We start from the raw sequence: 18,198 nt of genomic DNA on the forward strand, positions 1-18,198 counted from the left end.
GGTCCTTCCGTGATCCCGCGTCGCTCGCGGTACGTGGCAGTGACGCTCGTCACAGCAAACGTAACCGCGGGTCGCCCGCATCGCGCTCCGACCGTTCGCATCGAACTGATTTTCGATAGAACCCTGACGGAAGAGCTCCATACTCGCGGCATCACGGAAAGTTATCCACGGAAGTTATCCACAGGCTGTTGATAAGACTTATCGCTCCGTGGTGCGCATACGTCGAAATCCGGCCACTCCCCCCACCACGTCTGCGGTGATCCCCATTTGCAGTCGGCCGAATCGCGCTCCGATCACCCCTCGGTAAGCTGACGGCATGACAGGACAAGTGCGCACCGTCGACGGCCGCGTGGCCGGTCGACGCGGACAGGCGACGCGGCAGAAGCTGCTCGACTGCCTCAGCGAGATGCTCAGCTCCTCGCCGTACCGGGACGTCAAAGTCATCGACGTCGCCCGGAAGGCGGGGACTTCACCCGCGACCTTCTACCAATACTTCCCCGACGTCGAGGGCGCCGTCCTCGAAATCGCCGAGGAAATGGCCAAGGAGGGCGCCGGGTTGACCGAGTTGGTCGCCGGCCGCTCCTGGGTCGGCAAGGCCGGCTGGCAGACGGCCGAAGAACTCGTCGAGGGATTCCTCGACTTCTGGCGGCACCACGACGCGATCCTGCGCGTGGTCGACCTCGGTGCGGCCGAGGGCGACAAGCGGTTCTACAAGATCCGCATGAAGATCCTGAACTCGGTCACCAACTCCCTCACCGATTCGGTGAAGGAGCTCCAGGCCAAGGGCAAGGTCGACAAGGAGGTCAGTGCCGCGGCGATGGCGGGCTCCCTGGTCGCGATGCTGGCCGCCGTCGCCTCGCACCAGAAGGGCTTCACGACCTGGGGCGTGAAGCAGGCCGAACTCAAGCCGAATCTTGCCCTGTTGGTGCATCTGGGCATCACCGGCAAGAAGCCGACGAGGTAGCACCGGCGCCGACGGCCCCTTCCCCACCGGGTATCGCGCGGCCATCCGGGCGCTCCAGGTCCTGTCTCACCGACGGCGGACCACGCATGTGGTCCGCCGTCGGTGCACCCGGACCGTGTTCAGGAGCCGTCCCGCCCACGCAGCCTGAAGAGCCGGATCTCCCGGTCGATCCGCGCCTGGTAAGTCGCGTACGGCGGCCAGAACTTCAGCGCCGCCCGCCACACCGCTTCACGTTCGGCGCCCTCCAGCAGCGTGGCGTGCACCGGAATGTCCCGGCCCCGCCAGTTGACGACCGCCTTGTCCGGACCGGCCAGCAGATTCGCGGTCCAGGCCGGGTGCCCCGTGCGGCCGAAGTTGCTGCCGACCAGAATCCAGCTCCGCTCCGCCCCCTCCTCCGGCATGCAGGCCAGCGGAGTGGTTCTGAGCTGCCCGCTCCTCGCCCCCGGCACCGTCAGGATCAGCCCCGGCAGCATCCGGGCGCTGAGCAGCACCTTGCCGCGCGTGAGCCGGTGCACCGTACGGTCCATGGCGGGGACGACATGCGGGGCGACCCTCGCGAACGCGCGGGTCGCGGAGACCTTCTGCATCAGCCGGACGCCGGGCGCCATCAGACCGCCACCTGTTCGGCCGGTCCCGGGGCGGCGGGGTGCGGTGCTCCCGACACCGGCGCTCCCGGCAGCTGTGTTCCGGACGGTGGCGCCCCCGACGGCGATGGTGCGAACAGCCCGGCCCGCTGCGCCGCGCGGTCGCGGAGCCGGTGGACGGGGCCGAAGAGCAGTTCGTCGGCCGCGGCCCGCTTGAAGTACAGATGCGCCTCGTGTTCCCAGGTGAAGCCGAGCCCGCCGTGCAACTGGACGGCCTCGGCGGTGGTGACCCGGAGCGCCTCCAGGGCCTGCGCGAGGGCGAGCCCCCCGGCGGCGGCCGGGTCCCAGGCCGCGTAGTACGCCGCGGAGCGGGCCGCCTGCACCTGTACGTACAGATCCGCGAGGCGGTGCTTCACGGCCTGGAAGGAGCCGATCGCCCGGCCGAACTGCTCGCGCGCCTTGACGTATTCGACCGTCCTGTCCAGCGCGCTCGCCGCCGCCCCCACCGCCTCCGCGGCGAGCAGCGCGGCAACCGGGTGGCCGGCCGAGGCGAGTGCGCCGGTGATGTCCGCGGTGTCGTCCGCGCCGAGGAGTTCGGCCTCGGTGTCGCGGAGTTCGATCCGGGCCAGCGGGCGGGTCTCGTCGAGCGAGGTGCGGCGGGTGCGAGCGACTCCGGCCGCCGTCTCCGGGTGGACCAGGAAGAGGAGCGTACGGCTGCGCGGGAAGCCTCCGGCGTGGGCCGCGACCAGGAGGAGTCCGGCGCTGTGCCCGTCGAGGACCCGGTCGGCCTCCCCGTACAACCGCCAGCCCTCCGCACCGGCGACCGGCCTGGCCTGCATGCCGCCCGCCCGGCCGCCGCCCGCCCAGGCGCCGTCCGTGGGGTCGTCGATGAGGCCGAGGGCGGTGGCGGGCGAGCCGCCGGGGACGGCCAGGGTCGCGGTCAGCTCACCGGCCGCGATGCGCGGCAGCAGGGCGGTGCGCTGGGCGTCGGTGCCGAGTGCGGCGATCAGGGGCTCGGCGAGCGCGGCGGTGGCGATCAGGGGCGAGGGCAGCAGGGCCCGGCCGGTCTCCTCGCAGGCGACGGCGAGCTCGGTGAGGCCGCAGCCGATGCCTCCGTACTCCTGCGGGAGGGCGAGTCCGGGCAGCCCGAGGTCCTGGGCGAGCCGTCGCCACAGGTCCGCGTCGTACCCGTCGGCGGTGCCCACGGCGTGCCGGACGTCGTCGGGTGCGCAGCGCGCGGCCAGCAGTTCGCGCAAGGTTCGGCGGATCTCGTCCTGTTCCGCGGTGAAGGCGGCATCCATCGTCGGACTCCTTCCCCTCAGGGACCTCCGGCCCCTGATCTGACGGTGCGTCATGTTAGGGGCGATTCCCCGAGATGCCCAGAGTCGCGCACGGGAGGGGGGCGGCGGGGGCCGGAAGATCCCCGACCCCGGGGGACGGAGGGAGCCGGAAGGCCCCGGCCCGGGGGCGGGAGAGGATCGGAGGATCCCCGCTCCACGGACGGTCCCCCCACCATGAATCTGATGTACCGTCAGATTCATGCCTTCTTCCCACCGCAAGGTCGCTGTCGTCGGCATATCCCTCGCCGACTGCGGACGCGTCGACACGGCCACGCCGTACGCCCTGCACGCCCAGGCCGCCCGCCGGGCGCTGGCCGACTCGGGGCTGGACCGGTCCGTCGTCGACGGTTTCGCCTCCGCCGGACTCGGCACGCTCGCCCCGGTCGAGGTCGCCGAGTACCTGGGCCTGAAACCCACCTGGGTGGACTCCACCGCGGTCGGCGGCTCGACCTGGGAGGTGATGGCGGCCCATGCGGCGGACGCCATCGCGGCGGGCCACGCCAATGCCGTACTGCTGGTGTACGGGTCGACGGCGCGTGCGGACATCAAGGCGGGCCGCCGGACCTCCAACCTCTCCTTCGGGGCGCGCGGCCCGCTCCAGTTCGAGGTGCCGTACGGGCACTCGCTGATCGCCAAGTACGCGATGGCCGCCCGCCGTCACATGCACGAGTACGGGACGACCCTGGAGCAGCTCGCGGAGGTCGCGGTCCAGGCACGGGCGAACGCGGCGGCCAACCCGGACGCGATGTTCCGGGACCCGGTCACGGTGGACGACGTGCTGTCGGGGCCGATGATCGCGGACCCGTTCACCAAACTGCACTGCTGCATCCGCAGCGACGGCGGCTGCGCGGTGCTGCTGGCCGCCGAGGAGTACGTGCCGGACACGGCCAGGGCGCCGGTGTGGATCCTCGGCACGGGTGAGCACGTCTCGCACTCCACCATGTCCGAGTGGGACGACTTCACGGTCTCCCCCGCGGCGGTCTCGGGCCGGCTGGCGTTCGAACGGGCGGGGGTGCGGCCCGCGGACATCGATCTCGCCGAGATCTACGACGCGTTCACCTACATGACGCTGGTGACGCTGGAGGACCTGGGGTTCTGCGCGAAGGGCGAGGGCGGTGCGTTCGTGGAGAAGGGCCGGACCGGGCTGACGGGCGAGCTGCCGGTGAACACCGACGGCGGTGGCCTGTCCGCCTGCCATCCCGGGATGCGCGGGCTGTTCCTGCTGGTGGAGGCGGTACGCCAACTGCGCGGCGAGGCGGGCGAACGCCAGGTGCGCAGGGCCGGCGGCCGGCTCCCGGAACTGGCGGTGGCATCGGGGACGGGCGGCTGGTTCTGCTCGTCGGCCACGGTGGTGCTGGGGCGGGGATGAGGGGCGTGGCTCCCGCAGCGGTACGGGGCGGGGCCCGCCCCGTACCCGGCCATGCGCTGCAATGGGGGCATGACCGACACACACCAGAGCTTCCTGGACCTGCTCCACGCCCAGCGCGTCTGGGACGTGGAGCTGCCCGGCTTCGACCCGGCCACCGCGCCCCCGGCCCCGCTCCCCCTCTTCCGCCGCTGGTTCGCCGAGGCGGTGGCCGCCGGGCAGGCGGAGCCGCACACGATGTCGCTGGCCACCACGGACACCGAGGGGAACCCCGACGTGCGGACGCTGATGCTGCACGACGCGGACGAGCGCGGCTGGCACTTCGCCACCCACCGCACCAGTGCGAAGGGCCGCCAGCTCACCGCCCGGCCGTACGCGGCGCTGGGCTTCTACTGGCCGGCCCAGGGCCGGCAGGTACGGGTGCGGGGGCCGGTCACCGCCTGCACGCCCGCCGAGAGCCGGGCCGATCTGCACGCCCGCTCGACCGGGGCGCTCGCATCGGCGCTGACCGGGTCGCAGAGCGAGGTGCTGGGCTCGCGGGAGGAGCTGACCCGCACCGCCGACGCCGCCTGGGAGCGGGCGCGGGCCGAGCCGCACGCGGAGGTCGCGAGCTGGACCCGGTACGTGGTCGAGGCGCGCGAGGTCGAGTTCTTCCAGGGCGACGCGGCGCGCCGGCACGTACGGCTGCGCTACCGCGGGCAGGGCACCGCCTGGACCCGGGAACTGCTCTGGCCCTGAGGCCTGTCCCCGGCCCGCCCGTGCCCGCACGGCCCCGGCCGTACGGGCACGGTCCGGCGGCCCGTCAGTCGAGGGAGATCGCCTGTACCGGGCAGACGCGGACGGCCTCCTTCACCGTGGCGCCGTCGAGAGCCTCTTCGTAGCCGGGCAGCAGCTCGCTGAACCCGTCGTCGTCCTGGGTGAACACCTTCGGTGCGGTGAGCGCGCACTGGCCGGCGCCGATACACCGGTCCCTGTCGATACTGATCTGCATCCCAGCAGAACCTTCCGGTCGCATTTCGATCACCATGTTCCGATCACCATGTTCCGACACCGTGTTTCGATCACCGTGCCCCGATCACCGTGTTTCGATCACCGTGTTCCGATCACCAGGTCACGGGCAGTTCGAGCAGGCCCTGGATGGTGTCACCCGGCTTGAACGGGATTTCCTCGGCGGGTACCGCCAGCCGCAGATCGGGAAGGCGATCGAAAAGCGCGGGCAGCGCGATCTCCAGCTCGGCCCGTGCCAGATTCTGGCCCAGGCACTGATGGACTCCGAACCCGAAAGCGACGTGATTGCGCGCGTTCCGGCCGAGGTTCAGTTCGTCCGGTGACTGATACACGGTCCCGTCCCGGTTGATCACCGACGTGGTCAGGATGACGCCGTCCCCCGCACGGATGGTCACCCCACCCACTTCGATGTCCTGAACGGCCACCCGCGAAATCCCGTCGGCTATCGACAGGAAGCGGAGCAGTTCCTCGACCGCGGAAGGCATCAGGCCGTCGGATTCGCGCATCCGGGCCAGCTGGTCAGGATGCTGGAGCAGCGTGAACGTACCGAGCGAGATCATGTTCGCGGTCGTCTCGTGCCCGGCGATGAGCAGGATCTGGGCCAGCCGCACCAGCTCGTCGTGGTCCACGGCCCCGGTCTCCAGCTGCTGGACGATGAGCTCGTCGAGCAGTCCTTCGCCGGGGGTGGCCCGCTTCTTCTCGATCAGCACACGGAAGTACTCGTCGAGCGCTTCCCGAGCCGACTCGACGTCCGAGGACGCCGGGCCGCGGAGCAGCTTGCGCGACTGTGCCTGGAAGAACTCGTGGTCGTCGTAGGGCACCCCGAGCAGCGCACAGATGACCATGGAGGGCACGGGCAGGGCGAAGGCCTCGACCAGATCGGTCGGCGGGCCCTGCTCGACCATCGTGTCGAGCAGCCGGTCCACGGTCTCCTGGATCTGCGGCCGGAGCGCGGCCGTCCGCCTGACCGTGAAGCTCGGGATCAGCATCCGGCGCTGGACGTTGTGCTCCGGATCGTCGACGCCGAGCAGTTCGACGCGCCGCAGGGTGGTCCCGGCCAGCCGCTCGGCGAAGAACGGGAACGCGGGGTTCTCCCGGTTGGACGACAGCCTCTGGTCCACCAGGAGCGAACGTGCCTCGGCGTGCCCGGTCACCAGCCACACCGTACGGCCGTCGAAGAGCCGAGCGGGGGACACCGGCTGCTGCCCCCGGTGCTCACTGCGATATCCCGTCGGCGGGTGATAAGGACAGGTGCGGTTCTGCGGAAAGGAGACGGTCTCGGCGTCTGCCATGGCGGACCTCGCAAAGAGATGGGGGAGTCCTACCGATCTCCGACCACTAGATGCCTCAGGCACCTAATGGGTCTAGGTGTTGTTCGGCCAAATGTCCTCGGAGAGATCCATTGTCCGTCCGCCGGGCCGAGCGGGCATTTCGAGGCACCCATTCGCCTGGCACATACCGAGCCACCGCACGGAATCTCCGCCCCGCCGCGCCCCCACATCTCCCCCGCGCCTCTCCCCCGCATCGCTTATCTCCGCTTTCCATACGAAAGGGGCAAGATGGAAGGCACTAGGGCCTGTCCGGCGGATCAGGGTCGGACAGGGCGACTGGAGGCGACGATGAGCCGAACCCGTTCCCGAACCCGTTCCCGTTACGCCCCGGACAGCGGGTTGACCACACGCATGGTCGGCACCATGTTCCTGATCGGCCTGTTGTACGTGGTCCTGGTCGGCGTACTGCTCGCCGTGCTGCGCGGCGCCTGGCCGATCATTCTGATCCTCGTCGGTGGCATGTTCATCGCGCAGTTCTGGTTCAGCGACCGCATCGCGGCGTTCAGCATGGGAGCCCGTGAAGTCACCCCGGAGCAGGCGCCGGAGCTGCATGGCGCCGTCGACCGGATTTGCGCTCTTGCCGATATGCAGAAACCACGCGTGGCCATCGCCCAGAGCGACGTGCCGAACGCCTTCGCGACCGGCCGCAGCGAGAAGACCGCTCTCGTCTGCGCCACCACCGGGCTCCTGCGCAGACTGGAGCCCGCGGAGCTGGAGGGTGTGCTCGCGCACGAGATGTCGCATGTCGCGCACCGCGATGTCGCCGTCATGACGATCGCCTCGTTCCTCGGCGTGCTCGCCGGCATCATCACCCGGGTCGCCCTGTGGGGCGGGCTCTCCCGCAACAGCCGGAGCAATGACCCCATCGGCATCGCGATCCTGCTGATCCCGCTGATCAGCGCGGTCGTGTACGCCCTGAGCTTCCTGCTGACCCGGCTGCTCTCCCGCTACCGCGAGCTCTCCGCCGACCGCACCGCCGCCCTGCTCACCGGCCGCCCCTCCGCGCTCGCCTCCGCCCTCACCAAGGTGAGCGGCCAGATGGCCCGCATCCCGACCGAGGACCTGCGCAAGGCGGAGCCGTACAACGCCTTCTACTTCGTCCCCGCGTTCTCCTCCAAGGAGAGCCTGAGCCGGCTGCTCTCCTCCCACCCGACCCTCGAACAGCGCCTCGACCAGCTGGCCCGCATCTCCGCCGACCTCGCCCGCCCGTGAGGAACGCCCGAGGCGACACCCGAAGGAACACCCGACAAGCAACGCCCGGAGGAACGCCCATGGGTCTTCTCGACACCATCCTCGGCCGCAGCAAGCCGGTCCGCCCCGACCTCGACCAGCTCTTCGCCGTCCCCTCCGCCGCCCTCACCCTCCAGGCGGGCGCGGGCTTCACGCCGACCGGTCTCGGCTCGGTCTGCTTCGCGGGCGTCGAGGGCGGCACCTTCGCCCGTCTCCAGCAGGACGTGCGCGAACTGCTCGACGCCGACACCGGCCGCGGCGGAATCCCGGTGGAGTTCAGCCAGGACACGTACGGCTACACCTGGCTGCTCTCCCGCCGCCCGGCCGACGACACCGCCACGCTGGTCAACGACCTGCACGCGGTCAACACCCTGCTCCAGGACGGCGGGTTCGGGCCGCACCTGCTCTGCTCCCTGATCGGCTTCCGGGACGAGCGGGACCGTCCGCTGGCCCTGGTCTACCTCTACAAGCGCGGCACGTTCTACCCCTTCGCCCCCGTGCCCGGCGGCGCCGAGAAACGGGACAACCAGCTGGAGTTGCAGGTCAGAGCGGTACTCGGGGACGACCTGCGGATGGAGAAGGACCTGGCCCGGTGGTTCCCGGTGTGGGGGGCGCCGGGGCTGTGACGCGGGGAGGCCCGATGACAGGGGGCCCGGCGCCGCACCCGCCCGTATCATCGCTTCCATGACTGCTGAGCCCGCCCGTTCCGCCGACCGTATGCGCGCTTCGGATGCCGATCGCGAGGCGGTGGTCGAGCAGTTGCGGGAGGCGGCAGCCGAGGGCCGCATCGACATGGACGAGCTGGACACCCGGCTCGGGCAGGCGCTCTCCGCCAAGACCTACGCCGAACTGGCGCCCCTCACCGAGGACCTGGTCCCCATCGAGGTGGCGAAGGGCGAGCCGCTGGTCCTCAAGAGCGGCATGCACGGCGTGACGCGCTCGGGCGTCTGGAAGGTGCCCCCGGTGATACGCGCCCAGGGCGGCATGGGCGGCGTCCGGATCGACTTCACCCGCGCCGAGTGCCGGCTGCGCGAGATCGCGCTGGAAGTACGCGGCGAGATGGCCGGGGTGAAGATCGTGATCCCGGAGGGCTGGACCGTGCACACCGACAGCCTGGACCAGGGACTCGGCGGGCTGAAGGACAAGACCACGGACGAGCGGACCCCCGGCGCCCCGCTCCTCCGGCTGACGGGCTCCTGCGGCATGGGCGGTGTGGTCGTACGCCACCCCAACTTCCGCGAACGGCGCAAGCTGCGCGGCATCGAGTCCTGAGTACGCGTACCCAGTCCTTGCCGGGTGACCGCGCCCATCCGTCGCGTTGCCCCGGCGGCATACCGTCCCTCGTATGCCCGAGGAGACCGCACCCACCGACACCACGCCCGCTCCGACCCCCGCCCCGACCGGGGCCGGCTCGCCCTCTTCCGTTCCCGGGGCCGTCGGATGCGGCTGCGCCGCGCTCCTCCTCGTACCCGTTCTCGCTCTGGTCGCCCTGGCCGCATGGTTCTTTTCCGGGCCGACGGAGTTCCCCCGGGTCGCGCCCGAGGAAATGGCGGATCGCGCGTTCCAGCGTTCCCAGGAGGCGTACGACTTCATGGGGTTCGAGCGGACCGTGGAACCGGGGGTCGAGAAGATCGGCGTCAGCACGGAGAACACCCTGGAATCAGGCTACTGCTGGGGCGGAGGCCTGCTCGGGCTGGAGGACAAGACCATCGACGGCGCCTATCAGATGAGCCACGTCTGGGCGCTGGACCACGTGCCCGCGAGCCAGGCCGTCTCCGGCCTCGGCAGGCTGCACCGGCAACTCAAGGACGACGGCTGGGAGGTCACGTCCTACCGTGAGGGCGGAAAGAGCCAGTCCTGGGACCTGTACGTCCAGCGGGACAACGGGGCCGAGAGTATGTCCTTCACCTGGTACCAGGACCGGGAGTACTTCATCGGCCGCGCCTCCGTGCCCTGCGCCTACGACCCCGAGTGGAAGGACGGCGATTCCGGCCCCGCAGAGGTCGACCGGACGCCACCCGCTCTCGAACCCGCACAGCGGAAGTAGGGCGGGCTGTCCGGCGCAGCGCACTCAGCAGTCTCCGGGATGGAAGACCGGAACGGCCTCCCTCCCCTCCTCCCGCCGAAAGGCCGCCCGCAGCGCCATGCCGATGGCGAGAGCGGACTCCTCGCACCCCACGATCTCCGTCATCATCCGGGGGCCCTCGGCCAGGTCGACCACGGCGGCGACGTACGGGACGCGGGCGCCGAACGGTGGCAGGTCGTTGCGGTGCACGACGGACCAGGTGTAGAGCGTGGCGTCTCCGCTCGCCCCCTCCCAGGTGACGTCCTCGCTCCAGCAGTGCGGGCAGAACTCGCGCGGGTAGTGATGTGCGCGCCCGCAGGCGCGACAGCGGCGCAGCAGCAACTGCCCCCGGGCGGCGGCATCCCAGTACGGGCGGGTGAAGGCGTCGGGTTCGGGAAGGTCGAACCGTACGGGGGCCTCGGTCACGGGAAGAGTCCGATCGTCGCGTCGAGGGACCAGGTCTGCCAGGACATCGCGAACAGCGCGACGAACGAGATGAGCGCCATCATGGCGTTCTGCCCCTGCTCGGCCCAGTCGTGGATCATCAGCACGAGATAGAGAAGGTTGAGGAGGAGTCCCGCGGCCAGCGCGACGGGGGTGAGGAATCCGGCGATCAGGCCGAGCCCCAGGGCGAGTTCGGCGTACACGACGATGTAGGCCATGACCTTGGGTCGCGGGGCGACGATCCTTCGGAAGCCGGCGCGCACGGCCGGCCAGCGGTGCTTGCCCGCGACGTCCGCGGCCCAGGCGATGCCCGTACCGCGTTCGAACCAGCCCTTCTTGTCCTTGTGTCGCCAGCTCTCCAGCCACCACAGGCCGAGGCCTATCCGGAGAACGGCGAGCCACTCGGCTCCGCCGAGCCAGATCGTCTGCATGGGGCCTCCCGTGGCCTCCCGTTCACTGAATCTGACGGTACGTCAGTTCACCCGATGGCGGGCAACTCGCGCAAGGGGCGCGCAAGGAGTGCGCAGAAGTGAGCGGGAAAAGACAACGGGCGTACACTCGTGATCAATTCGCAATCGATTCCGGTCTTGACCGAGACCCATCAACCGGGTGCGCGATTACGCTCCGAACCATGCCCGACAGCGCCCTTACCGCCGGTATCTCCATATCGGCCCAGACCGACCTCACCGAGGACCGGCCCGTATACGTCATCGGTGGCGGTCCGGGCGGTCTCGCCGCCGCGGCGGCCCTGCGCGAGCAGGGCGTACGGGCGGTCGTGCTGGAGAAGTCCGGGAACGTGGGAGCGTCCTGGCGCCGTCACTACGACCGGCTGCACCTCCACACGACCCGGCGCCGCTCGGCGCTGCCGGGGCTCGCGATGCCGCGCCGGTTCGGACGCTGGGTGTCCAGGGACGATGTGGTGCGCTATCTGGACAAGTACGCCGAGCACCATGAGCTGGAGGTGGTGACGGGCGTCGAGGTGTCCCGAATCGACCGCGCCCCGGACGGCAGGGACTGGCAGTTGACCGCGACCGGTGGCCGGGTGCTGACCGGTCGGGCCGTCGTCGTCGCCACCGGCTTCAACCACACCCCGCGCATCCCCGACTGGTCCGGCCTCGACACCTTCACCGGCGATCTGGTCCACGCCTCCGACTACCGCAACCCGGCCCCGTACGCCGGCCAGGACGTCCTGGTCGTCGGGATCGGCAACACGGGCGCGGAGATCGCCGTCGACCTGGTCGAGGGCGGGGCGTCCCGGGTACGGATCGCCGTGCGCACCGTGCCGCACATCGTGCGCCGCTCCACCGCGGGCTGGCCCGCCCAGTCGACCGCCGTCCTGGTGCGCAGGCTGCCGGTCCGGCTGGTCGACCGGGCCGCGGGCCTGATGTGCCGGATCTCCGTGCCCGACCTCGCCGCGCAGGGCCTGCCGCGCCCGGACACGGGCCTCTACTCACGGGTCAAGGGCGGCGCCATCCCGGTGCAGGACGTGGGGCTGATCGACGCGGTGAAGCGCGGCCGGGTGGTGCCGGTGGCGGCCGTCGAGTCGTTCGACGGGGACGCGGTGGCACTGGCCGACGGCGACCGGATCACCCCGGACGCGGTGATCGCGGCGACCGGCTACCGGCGGGGGCTGGAGGGGCTGGTCGGCCACCTCGACGTGTTGGACGCCCGCGGTCGGCCGGTGGTCCACGGCGGCCGCACCCCCAAGCAGGCACCCGGCCTGTACTTCATCGGCTTCACCAACCCGATCAGCGGCATGCTGCGCGAACTGGCCCTGGACGCACGGAAGATCGCGAAGAGGGCGGCACGCAGGCACTGAGTCCGGGCGGGACGGGCCTGCCCGTGGGCCTCAGGCGTACAGCGGCAGCCCGTCGGTCGAGATCGTCCACTCGCCGATGGTGACATCCTCGCCGTACACGAAGTCCTTGCGGATCGCGTAACGCGGGCCTTCGGGCGTCGTGTGGATCTCGGAGAGGACGGCACCCGTGCCCGTGCGGGGGTCGAAGACCGCGTAGACGGGGACACCGAGCAGGGGGTAGTCCCGCATCTTGCTCACCCAGTCGTTGTCCGGACTGGACTGGGAGACGACTTCGACAGCGGCGATGAGCGTCCGGGGATCGAAGGATCCCTGCCCCTCCATGTCGACCTCGGCAATCACCATGATGTCGGGGTGGCGCATGATGCCTTCCTGCGCCCCTTCGACATCAGGCGCCCCCGTATGCGCCACGATCTCGTCCGGCATCGACTTCTCCAGGCGACGGCTCACCCGGGCAGCGGTCAGCTCATGGGGACGCCCCGGAGCCATCATGTCGTGCACGATCCCTTCTTTGGTGATCTCGAACTTTCCGGGAACGTCGTCCTGCATCTGCTCGACGATGTCGCGCATGGCCCGGTAGTGGAGCGAATCCCGCTGTGCGTGGTCCGGGGCGTTGGCCATGGCGTGCGCTCCTCGTCTGTGCCTGGGGGCAAGGGTCGTCACGTTCATGCTAGGCGGCCTCCTTCAGGTCGGTTCGGCACTCGCGGCAGTGGCCCGGCTCGGGGGCGCGGAAGGCCCGGTCGCAGCCGTCGCAGTTCTGCAGGGGGTCTCGGCGCGGCGCGGCCTCCTCGGCCGGGGCCGTGGGCAGGGGTGGCGGCAGGAGCGCGGTGAGGCGGTGTGCGAGGAGGCCCGCCGGGCGGGTCAGCGGTTCGGGCAGGTCAGCGACGAGGGTGCGGCGTACGGCATCGGGGTGGGCGTCGCGTTCGAACCAGGCGGCGACGGCGGGGGCCAGCCGACAGATGTCCTCCTCGCCGAGCAACAGCCGGGGTTCGTGGCGTCGCAGGTCCGCCAGGAGATCGAGGGCCGCGCGATGGCGGTCGAGGTCGTGGACCTCCGGCCGGGGCAGCGACGGGCACGGCGGTAAGGGGGCGGGAGCGGGTGTGCTTGCGGCCAAGGATGGCGAACGACGGCCGGTGCGTCCGGCCGGCTCGTTGGACTCTCAAGATCACCCGGAGGTTGTACGGCGAGGACGCGGGGCCGTCGTCCGCGGCCGTCGCCCGTCGGCCGAGCAGCCGTCGCGAGCGGCGGCATGCGCGCGGGCCCGGCCCGCGACAGCGCGCGTCCCGACGCCTCCGGCATCCGCCCCTCTCCCAGCCTTTGCCTGCACACCCATTCCTGACGAGCCGTCAGTTCAGTAACCTGACAGAGCGTCAGCTTTTGGGCTGGCCGGGCACGATCACCCGACGGACCTCGAGCAGGAGTGGGCGGAACGATGCTTGGATCGACTCACGGCACCCTCACCACCGACTTCCGCGCCAGGGTGGTGGCCTGCGGCGAAGAGCCGCATGCCGCCGTCCACAGCATGACGGTCGACGCCGCCACGGAGTGCGTCCTGGACGTCAGCGGTCGGCCGCTGCACGCGGCCGTGCCGGATCTGGACCGGTTCTTCCGGCCCGGGTCCGTGGCCGTCATCGGCGCCTCCGACACCGAGGGACGGCCCAACACCGGCATCACCCGGCAGCTGATCGGCTGGGCCGAGCGGGTCGGGGCGCGGCTGTATCCCGTGCACCCCACCAGGGAGTCCGTGTTCGGGCGGGCCTGTTCTCCTTCCGTCGCGGAGCTGCCGGAGCAGGTCGATCTGGCCGTGCTGCTGGTCGGCGATCCGCTCCCGGTGATCGAGGAACTCGCGCAGGCCAAGGTGCGGTTCGCCGTCGCCTTCGCCTCCGGGTTCGCCGAGACCGGCGAGGAGGGCGCCGCCGCCCAGGCACGGCTGGCCGCGGCGGTGGAGCGGTCCGGGCTGCGGCTGCTCGGGCCGAACACCAACCTCAACGCCTTCGAGAAGTTCCGGGACGATCTGGACGGGCCGGCCATCGCGCTGATCACCCAGTCCGGTCACCAGGGCCGCCCCGTCTACACCCTTCAGGAGCTGGGCGTGCGGCTCTCGCACTGGGCGCCCACGGGCAACGAGGCGGATCTGGAGACCGCCGACTTCATCTCGTACTTCTCGCAGCGTCCCGAGGTCGGAGCCATCGCCTGTTATGTGGAGGGACTCAAGGACGGGCGCTCCTTTCTGCTGGCCGCGGACCGGGCGGCACGGGCCGGGGTTCCGGTCGTGGCGGTCAAGGTGGGGCGTACGGAGACGGGGGCCAGGATGGCCGCGTCACACACCGGCAAGCTGACCGGCGCCGACCAGGTGGTGGACGCGGCGATGCGGCAGTTCGGCGTGATCCGGGTCGACGGGCTCGACGAGCTCCAGGACACCGCGGCCCTGCTCGCGCGGGCACGGAAACCGCAGGCCGAAGGGGTCGTCGTGTATTCGATCTCGGGCGGCACGGGCGCGCACTTCTCGGACCTGGCCACCGGCGCCGGGCTGAGCCTGCCCGCCCTGTCCGAGGCGAAGCAGCGCGAACTGCACGAGTGGATCCCCGGATACCTGAACGTGGCGAACCCGGTCGACAACGGGGGCCATCCGGTGGGCGACTGGCGCGGCCGGAAGATCATCGACGCGATACTCGCCGACCCCGGCGTGGGGGTGCTGATCTGTCCGATCACCGGCCCCTTCCCCCCGATGAGCGACAAGCTCGCGCAGGACCTGGTGGACGCGGCGGAGACCACGGACAAGCTGGTGTGCGTGGTGTGGGGCTCGCCCGTCGGCACGGAGGAGGCGTACCGCACGACGCTGCTCGGCTCGTCCCGCGTCGCCACCTTCCGTACCTTCGGCAACTGCATCACCGCTGTGAAGGCCTACCTGGACCACCACCGGTTCGCCGCTTCCTACCGCTCCCCCTTCGACGAGGCGCCCCGCACGCCTTCGCCCTCGTTCCGCAAGGCGCAGGCGCTGATGCGTCCGGGCCACCAGCTGAGCGAACACGCGGCGAAGCAGCTGCTGCGGGCGTACGGAATCCGTGTACCGCGCGAGCAGTTGGTGACCAGCGCCGCGGCGTCCGTCCGGGCCGCGGGGCTGGTCGGCTACCCGGTGGTCATGAAGGCGTCGGGCGCCCGGCTCGCCCACAAGACCGAACTGGGCCTGGTCAAGGTCGGGCTCACCTCCGCGAGCCAGGTGCGGGACGCGTACCGCGAACTGACCGACATCGCACGGTACGAGGGCGTCGAGCTGGACGGGATCCTGGTCTGCCAGATGGTCGAGCGGGGTGTCGAGATGATGGTCGGCGTCACGCAGGACGCGCTGTTCGGGCCGACGGTGACGGTCGGGCTCGGCGGCGTACTGGTCGAGGTGCTGCACGACGCGGCGGTACGGGTGCCGCCGTTCGGCGAGGACCAGGCGCGGTCGATGCTGGGCGAACTGCGCGGCCGGGCCCTGCTGGAGGGCGTGCGCGGCGGTCCGCCGGTGGATGTGGACGCGCTCGTCGAGGTCGTGCTGAGGGTGCAGCGGATGGCGCTGGAGCTGGGCGACGACCTCACCGAGCTGGACATCAACCCGCTGATGGTGCTGGGGCGGGGGCAGGGCGCGGTGGCGCTGGACGCGCTCGCCGTCTGCCGCTGACCGACCGCGCCACCGCCCGACCCACCGCCCGGCCCACCTGACCAGGAGCTGCCTCATGCCGTCCTCCCCCGAAGACATCACCGAGTCCGCCGACCCGCTCCACTCATTGGTACTCCACGCCACTGACAACGGCGTCTCCTGGATCACGCTCAACCGGCCCGAGGCGATGAACGCCGTCACCTGGGAGCAGCGGGAACGCGTCATCGGCCTGCTCGCCGAGGCCTCCGCCGACCCGGCGGTCCGGGCCGTCGTCCTCACCGCCACCGGCCGCGGTTTCTGCGCGGGCGCCGACCTGCGCGGTGCCCCGGCGACCGGCGAGCGGGTGCCGGGCGACGTGGCCCGTACGATCCGGCTCGGCGCGCAGCGGCTGATCGCCGCGGTCCTGGACTGCGAGAAGCCCGTCGTCGCGGCCGTCAACGGCACGGCGGCCGGCATCGGCGCCCACCTGGCGTTCGCCTGTGATCTGGTACTGGCCGCCGAATCGGCGAAGTTCATCGAGGTGTTCGTACGCCGGGGTCTCGTGCCCGACGGCGGCGGCGCGTATCTGCTGCCGCGACTGATCGGCCCGCAGCGCGCCAAGGAGCTGATGTTCTTCGGCGATTCGCTCCCGGCGGCGGAGGCGGAACGCCTGGGGCTGGTCAACCGGGTCGTCCCGGACGGGGAGTTGGCACAGACAGCGCGGGCGTGGGCGCAGCGGCTGGCCGAGGGGCCGACCCGCGCGATCGCCCTCACCAAGCAGCTCGTCAACGCGTCGATGGACGCCGACCGGTCGACGGCCTTCGCCGCCGAAGCCATGGCGCAGGAGATCAACATGACGACGCAGGACGCCAACGAGGGCGTGGCGAGCTTCGTGGACCGGCGGGCGCCGAAGTACCGGGGGATCTAGTGCATTTCGTTCGGATCGGGCCGGTCACGCGGGTGACAGTGCGCTGGTGTCCAGGTCCAGGTCGAACGGATGCGGCAGCCTCAGAACCGCACCGAACGGGTGCGGGCCGTCCACGTGGGTGTAGCCCAGGTGACCGGGCTCGGAGAACAGGGTCACGCTGCCCTCGATCCGGTCGACGAGGAGGTACATCGGGGCCCGGTACTCGGCGTAGCGACGCCGCTTCACGACACGGTCGGTCTCCGCGTTCGACTCCGACGTGACCTCCACGACGAGCAGTGTCTGATCGGGGAGAAGGGCCCCGCCCCCCTTCGCCAGCGTCTCGGGCACGACGGCGATGTCGGGGACGTACCAGTTCGACGAACCGGGCAGGTCCAGGTTGCCCGAGCCCTCGACGCAGCCGAGTTCGTCCACACGGTCCTCGATCTGCCTGCGGACGACCCGGGCCGCCCGTTCGTGGTCCCAGGTCGGCGTCACGGGCTCGATGATCCCCTCGATGATCTGAACACGGTCTCCGCGGATCCGCTGCACCGCGAACTTCAGGGCGCGTTCGGAATCGATGCCCTGGCTGTAGTCGGGCGCACTGGTCATTCGGTATCTCCTCCCGCTCAGCCGCTCCGGCCACTCAGAGTAGCGGCCCGCAACCGGGTGCGGTCGCCATCGGGTGCGCTCACCCCGGGGCCGTGCGGCTGAGGGATTCCCAGGCGCGGTACTGCTCCTCGCGGGCCCGGTCCATCTCCAGGACGGCGTCGAACGACCGGTCGCCGAGGATCAGGCGTTGCGGCGGGTCCGGCAGTGCGGCCAGTTCCAGGAGTGCGGGGGCCGCCTCGCTCGGGTCCGGGCCCGCGTAGTCGCCCCACATCTCCGTGAGCCGGGCGCGCAGCTCGTCGTAGGCGGGGTCGGGCGCGGTCTCCGTGGTGCCGGCGGTGAACAGGCCCGTGGCGTAACCGCCCATCTGCACGATGGTGACCTTGATCCCGAACTGCTCGACCTCCATCGCCAGCGCCTCGCTGACCGAGTCGAGCGCCGCCTTCCCGGCCCCGTAGAACCCGACGGAGGCCATGCCGCCGCCGCTGCCCATCGACGTGATCTGGAGGAGGCGCCCGGAGCCCCGCGCGCGCAGGTGGGGGATCACGGCCTGGGCGACCCAGACCGCGCCGAAGAAGTTGACGTCGAGGTGGTTCCGGATCTGCTTCTCGGTGGCCTCCTCGACCATGCCGTACAGCAGACCGCCTGCGTTGTTGACCACGACGTCGAGGCCGCCGAAGGCCGCCGCCGCCCGTTCCACGGTCTCGAACACGGCCCGGCGGTCGGAGACGTCCAGGGAGAGCCGCAGGAGTTCCTCCGGGTACTTCTCCGCCAGATCGGCGAGCGGCCCGACATCGCGGGCGGCTGCCACGACCCGCTCCCCGGCGGACAGGGCGGCCTCGGCAAAGGCGCGGCCCAGACCGCGGGAGGCGCCGGTGATGAACCAAGTCCGGGCGCTCGGCACGGAATCCCACT

Annotated in this window: 19 protein-coding genes and 1 pseudogene; 10 read left to right on the forward strand and 10 right to left on the reverse strand. The window is 71.0% G+C overall.

The annotated features are described in order from the left end of the window. Positions 1 to 316 precede the first annotated feature (316 nt). Positions 317 to 964 (forward strand): TetR family transcriptional regulator, encoded by a 648-nt coding sequence (locus OG611_RS04430; RefSeq protein WP_124717053.1) that lies wholly within the window; start codon positions 317 to 319, stop codon positions 962 to 964. A gap of 119 nt (positions 965 to 1,083) precedes the next feature. Here the strand turns inward: OG611_RS04430 and OG611_RS04435 are convergent, their stop codons facing one another. Together OG611_RS04435 and OG611_RS04440 are read right to left on the reverse strand one after the other, a co-directional pair. Further along, positions 1,084 to 1,572 (reverse strand): nitroreductase family deazaflavin-dependent oxidoreductase, encoded by a 489-nt coding sequence (locus tag OG611_RS04435; protein ID WP_266415719.1) that lies wholly within the window; start codon positions 1,570 to 1,572, stop codon positions 1,084 to 1,086. Continuing rightward, positions 1,572 to 2,849 carry an acyl-CoA dehydrogenase family protein gene (locus tag OG611_RS04440; protein ID WP_266415721.1) on the reverse strand — a complete coding sequence of 426 codons (1,278 nt, stop codon included), beginning with the start codon at positions 2,847 to 2,849 and terminating at the stop codon, positions 1,572 to 1,574. The genes OG611_RS04435 and OG611_RS04440 overlap by 1 nt, the downstream gene beginning before the upstream one ends. A gap of 238 nt (positions 2,850 to 3,087) precedes the next feature. Here OG611_RS04440 and OG611_RS04445 point away from each other — a divergent pair, with 238 nt between their 5' ends. Both OG611_RS04445 and OG611_RS04450 read left to right on the forward strand, forming a co-directional pair. Then, entirely contained in the window at positions 3,088 to 4,257 is a 1,170-nt protein-coding gene (locus tag OG611_RS04445; RefSeq protein ID WP_266415724.1) for an acetyl-CoA acetyltransferase, read from the forward strand. A 69-nt stretch (positions 4,258 to 4,326) separates the two neighbouring features. After that, on the forward strand, positions 4,327 to 4,992 hold the full coding sequence (locus OG611_RS04450) for a pyridoxal 5'-phosphate synthase (protein ID WP_266415727.1): 666 nt from the start codon (positions 4,327 to 4,329) through the stop codon (positions 4,990 to 4,992). 64 nt (positions 4,993 to 5,056) lie between these two features. Here OG611_RS04450 and OG611_RS04455 read toward each other — a convergent pair whose 3' ends face one another. Continuing rightward, positions 5,057 to 5,245, reverse strand: coding sequence for a ferredoxin (locus OG611_RS04455; RefSeq protein WP_266415729.1), 189 nt, complete (start codon positions 5,243 to 5,245; stop codon positions 5,057 to 5,059). A 112-nt stretch (positions 5,246 to 5,357) separates the two neighbouring features. Then, positions 5,358 to 6,554, reverse strand: a complete 1,197-nt coding sequence (locus tag OG611_RS04460) for a cytochrome P450 (RefSeq protein ID WP_266415731.1) — start codon at positions 6,552 to 6,554, stop codon at positions 5,358 to 5,360. A 327-nt stretch (positions 6,555 to 6,881) separates the two neighbouring features. Between OG611_RS04460 and htpX the strand changes: the two genes are divergently transcribed. From htpX to OG611_RS04480, 4 genes are all read left to right on the forward strand, one after another. Continuing rightward, positions 6,882 to 7,805 (forward strand): zinc metalloprotease HtpX, encoded by a 924-nt coding sequence (htpX, locus tag OG611_RS04465; RefSeq protein ID WP_266415734.1) that lies wholly within the window; start codon positions 6,882 to 6,884, stop codon positions 7,803 to 7,805. 59 nt (positions 7,806 to 7,864) lie between these two features. Continuing rightward, on the forward strand, positions 7,865 to 8,449 hold the full coding sequence (locus OG611_RS04470; protein ID WP_266415737.1) for a hypothetical protein: 585 nt from the start codon (positions 7,865 to 7,867) through the stop codon (positions 8,447 to 8,449). 58 nt (positions 8,450 to 8,507) lie between these two features. Next, positions 8,508 to 9,095 carry a DUF1707 domain-containing protein gene (locus OG611_RS04475; RefSeq protein ID WP_266415739.1) on the forward strand — a complete coding sequence of 196 codons (588 nt, stop codon included), beginning with the start codon at positions 8,508 to 8,510 and terminating at the stop codon, positions 9,093 to 9,095. 73 nt (positions 9,096 to 9,168) lie between these two features. Continuing rightward, positions 9,169 to 9,870: a hypothetical protein gene (locus OG611_RS04480; RefSeq protein ID WP_266415741.1), complete on the forward strand. Its 702-nt coding sequence runs from the start codon at positions 9,169 to 9,171 to the stop codon at positions 9,868 to 9,870. Positions 9,871 to 9,894: 24 nt separating this feature from the next. Here the strand turns inward: OG611_RS04480 and OG611_RS04485 are convergent, their stop codons facing one another. After that, entirely contained in the window at positions 9,895 to 10,314 is a 420-nt protein-coding gene (locus tag OG611_RS04485; protein ID WP_266415743.1) for a Zn-ribbon domain-containing OB-fold protein, read from the reverse strand. Further along, positions 10,311 to 10,763, reverse strand: a complete 453-nt coding sequence (locus tag OG611_RS04490; protein ID WP_266415745.1) for a DoxX family protein — start codon at positions 10,761 to 10,763, stop codon at positions 10,311 to 10,313. The genes OG611_RS04485 and OG611_RS04490 overlap by 4 nt, the downstream gene beginning before the upstream one ends. 200 nt (positions 10,764 to 10,963) lie before the next feature. Here OG611_RS04490 and OG611_RS04495 point away from each other — a divergent pair, with 200 nt between their 5' ends. Further along, a complete protein-coding gene (locus OG611_RS04495) occupies positions 10,964 to 12,151 on the forward strand; it encodes an NAD(P)/FAD-dependent oxidoreductase (RefSeq protein WP_266415747.1) in 1,188 nt (395 codons plus the stop codon). A 30-nt stretch (positions 12,152 to 12,181) separates the two neighbouring features. On the opposite strand, the gene OG611_RS04500 is transcribed toward OG611_RS04495, so the two are convergent. Together OG611_RS04500 and OG611_RS04505 are read right to left on the reverse strand one after the other, a co-directional pair. After that, positions 12,182 to 12,769 (reverse strand): Uma2 family endonuclease, encoded by a 588-nt coding sequence (locus OG611_RS04500; protein WP_266415749.1) that lies wholly within the window; start codon positions 12,767 to 12,769, stop codon positions 12,182 to 12,184. A gap of 49 nt (positions 12,770 to 12,818) precedes the next feature. Then, positions 12,819 to 13,178, reverse strand: a pseudogene (locus tag OG611_RS04505) (helix-turn-helix domain-containing protein); the annotation flags it as partial. A 402-nt stretch (positions 13,179 to 13,580) separates the two neighbouring features. On the opposite strand from OG611_RS04505, the gene OG611_RS04510 reads away from it, so the two are divergent. Further along, positions 13,581 to 15,812, forward strand: a complete 2,232-nt coding sequence (locus OG611_RS04510) for an acetate--CoA ligase family protein (RefSeq protein ID WP_266415751.1) — start codon at positions 13,581 to 13,583, stop codon at positions 15,810 to 15,812. A 55-nt stretch (positions 15,813 to 15,867) separates the two neighbouring features. Beyond that, complete coding sequence (locus tag OG611_RS04515; protein ID WP_266415753.1) at positions 15,868 to 16,698, forward strand: enoyl-CoA hydratase/isomerase family protein; 831 nt, start codon at positions 15,868 to 15,870, stop codon at positions 16,696 to 16,698. 24 nt (positions 16,699 to 16,722) lie between these two features. Here OG611_RS04515 and OG611_RS04520 read toward each other — a convergent pair whose 3' ends face one another. Both OG611_RS04520 and OG611_RS04525 read right to left on the reverse strand, forming a co-directional pair. Next, the gene (locus OG611_RS04520) at positions 16,723 to 17,286 is read right to left on the reverse strand and encodes a Uma2 family endonuclease (protein ID WP_266415755.1); all 564 of its coding nucleotides are present in this window, start codon (positions 17,284 to 17,286) and stop codon (positions 16,723 to 16,725) included. A gap of 79 nt (positions 17,287 to 17,365) precedes the next feature. Next, positions 17,366 to 18,187, reverse strand: coding sequence for an SDR family NAD(P)-dependent oxidoreductase (locus tag OG611_RS04525; protein WP_266415757.1), 822 nt, complete (start codon positions 18,185 to 18,187; stop codon positions 17,366 to 17,368). Positions 18,188 to 18,198 lie beyond the last annotated feature (11 nt).

It is taken from the genome of Streptomyces sp. NBC_01363, from assembly GCF_026340595.1.
Classification (GTDB): Bacteria; Actinomycetota; Actinomycetes; order Streptomycetales; family Streptomycetaceae; genus Streptomyces.

Excerpts from the sequence above, each read along its gene's own strand:
- OG611_RS04430 (WP_124717053.1), top strand. The coding sequence starts at position 317 with ATGACAGGACAAGTGCGCACCGTCGACGGCCGCGTGGCCGGTCGACGC.
- OG611_RS04435 (WP_266415719.1), bottom strand. The coding sequence starts at position 1,572 with ATGGCGCCCGGCGTCCGGCTGATGCAGAAGGTCTCCGCGACCCGCGCG.
- OG611_RS04440 (WP_266415721.1), bottom strand. The coding sequence starts at position 2,849 with ATGGATGCCGCCTTCACCGCGGAACAGGACGAGATCCGCCGAACCTTG.
- OG611_RS04445 (WP_266415724.1), top strand. The coding sequence starts at position 3,088 with ATGCCTTCTTCCCACCGCAAGGTCGCTGTCGTCGGCATATCCCTCGCC.
- OG611_RS04450 (WP_266415727.1), top strand. The coding sequence starts at position 4,327 with ATGACCGACACACACCAGAGCTTCCTGGACCTGCTCCACGCCCAGCGC.
- OG611_RS04455 (WP_266415729.1), bottom strand. The coding sequence starts at position 5,245 with ATGCAGATCAGTATCGACAGGGACCGGTGTATCGGCGCCGGCCAGTGC.
- OG611_RS04460 (WP_266415731.1), bottom strand. The coding sequence starts at position 6,554 with ATGGCAGACGCCGAGACCGTCTCCTTTCCGCAGAACCGCACCTGTCCT.
- htpX (WP_266415734.1), top strand. The coding sequence starts at position 6,882 with ATGAGCCGAACCCGTTCCCGAACCCGTTCCCGTTACGCCCCGGACAGC.
- OG611_RS04470 (WP_266415737.1), top strand. The coding sequence starts at position 7,865 with ATGGGTCTTCTCGACACCATCCTCGGCCGCAGCAAGCCGGTCCGCCCC.
- OG611_RS04475 (WP_266415739.1), top strand. The coding sequence starts at position 8,508 with ATGACTGCTGAGCCCGCCCGTTCCGCCGACCGTATGCGCGCTTCGGAT.
- OG611_RS04480 (WP_266415741.1), top strand. The coding sequence starts at position 9,169 with ATGCCCGAGGAGACCGCACCCACCGACACCACGCCCGCTCCGACCCCC.
- OG611_RS04490 (WP_266415745.1), bottom strand. The coding sequence starts at position 10,763 with ATGCAGACGATCTGGCTCGGCGGAGCCGAGTGGCTCGCCGTTCTCCGG.
- OG611_RS04495 (WP_266415747.1), top strand. The coding sequence starts at position 10,964 with ATGCCCGACAGCGCCCTTACCGCCGGTATCTCCATATCGGCCCAGACC.
- OG611_RS04500 (WP_266415749.1), bottom strand. The coding sequence starts at position 12,769 with ATGGCCAACGCCCCGGACCACGCACAGCGGGATTCGCTCCACTACCGG.
- OG611_RS04510 (WP_266415751.1), top strand. The coding sequence starts at position 13,581 with ATGCTTGGATCGACTCACGGCACCCTCACCACCGACTTCCGCGCCAGG.
- OG611_RS04515 (WP_266415753.1), top strand. The coding sequence starts at position 15,868 with ATGCCGTCCTCCCCCGAAGACATCACCGAGTCCGCCGACCCGCTCCAC.
- OG611_RS04520 (WP_266415755.1), bottom strand. The coding sequence starts at position 17,286 with ATGACCAGTGCGCCCGACTACAGCCAGGGCATCGATTCCGAACGCGCC.